The organism is Acidovorax delafieldii 2AN, assembly GCF_000175235.1.
Classification (GTDB): domain Bacteria; phylum Pseudomonadota; class Gammaproteobacteria; order Burkholderiales; family Burkholderiaceae_C; genus Acidovorax; species Acidovorax delafieldii_B.
In genome coordinates, this window is record NZ_ACQT01000606.1 from 1 (window position 1) to 677 (window position 677).

General features: G+C 71.8%; 1 pseudogene. It reads right to left on the bottom strand.

Going from position 1 to position 677, the window contains the following annotated elements:
- Nucleotides 1–677: pseudogene (locus ACDELDRAFT_RS23330) on the bottom strand (translocation/assembly module TamB domain-containing protein); the annotation flags it as partial.

Consider the following 677-nt stretch of genomic DNA (forward strand, 5'->3'; position numbering starts at 1 on the left):
TCCGCGGGGCGGCCGTGTTCACCGTGCCGTCCACGGTGGCGTGCAGCGCCAGAGGGACGCGGGCGCCCAGCGTTGCGTGCGCGCTGTAGCGGCCTTGCGCCAGTTCCACGCCGGCAATGGTCAGGCGGTGCTCGCGCCCATCGAACCGGTAGTCGCCCACCAGGGAACGGGCCTCCACGGCAGGTGAGCCTGCCCATTGGAACTGGTCCACCCGAAATGGCACGCCCACTTGCAGCGCAAGCACCAGTTCGGCCGGGGGCGTGGGCGGCGGTTCGGGCTCTGCGTCGGGGCGGGGCCGGGGCGTGATCTGTACCTGTGCGGCATGCACCTCGCCCAGCTCCAGACGGCGCTTGAGCAGCGGCGCCAGTTGCCAGCCCAGGCGGATCTCGCTCGCTTCCACGGTCAGGGTGGGGCTGCTCCAGCGCAGCCAGCCGATGCGTCCGCCGCTGCGCAGCGATCCGCTGACCTCGCGGCTTTCCAGCGTCTGGCCGGCGGGCAGGTACTGTGCGGCGCGGGCGAGGCTGGTGGCCAGTGACGTGTCGCTGCCTGTCCACCACCACAGCAATGCACCCGCTGTGACCAGCAGGGCCGCCAGCGCCAGCAGCAGTGTGCCCAGGACCCGCAGCATGCGCAATGCCCCGCTGCCCGGGGCTGCGGGCTGGCCGTAATAACTTCGT